The sequence below is a fragment of the Neisseria sp. P0021.S007 genome, from assembly GCF_051956855.1.
This window is the reverse complement of the sequence record NZ_JBQCXA010000935.1, coordinates 1-564: the sequence shown is the minus strand read 5'-3', so window position 1 is coordinate 564 and position 564 is coordinate 1. Positions and strand designations below refer to the sequence as shown.

The window sequence follows — 564 nt, the reverse complement described above, 5'->3', positions numbered from 1 at the left end:
AAATATCTGAATTTATTGAAAAACCTAAGATTCTAAATTTCTAATTGACAGCTTATTTGTAAGGCTGTCTTTTCTGTTTGTGCCTGATTTGTGTCTAACTTGCGCCATTTGTGTCAAATGTGACAAGCTCATGCAAAACTTGGGCATGTTGATGAAGATGCCCAGGAGCCAAATGTGCGTATCTCTGCACCATCCTTAACGTCTTCCAACCACCCATTTCTTGCAACACTCTCAATGGTACGCCACGCTGAACTAACCAACTTGCCCAAGTGTGCCTTAAATCGTGCCAAATAAAGTCTTCTATTTCTGCCAGTTCTAACGTCTTCTTCCAATATCGGCTGTTAATGCCGCTAATTGGTTTATTCCACTTATTCACAAAAACAAATTTCTTATGCTTGCCTATCTGCCGCTTTAATACTTCAACAGCAGTATCATTCAAAGCAACACCCAGTGCATTTCCAGCTTTCATTTCATCAGGATGATACCAACAGACCTTCCTATCTAAATCAACCTGATTCCATGTCAAACCCAAACCATTTGCCTGTCGCAAGCCGGTATTTATAC

General features: G+C 40.2%; 1 protein-coding gene. It reads right to left on the bottom strand.

Annotated features, from left to right (window positions below; all coding sequences use genetic code 11):
- Positions 1-94 precede the first annotated feature (94 nt).
- A partial coding sequence (locus tag ACTHUR_RS16820; RefSeq protein WP_440399826.1) for a site-specific integrase occupies positions 95-564 on the bottom strand: 470 nt, incomplete at its 5' end.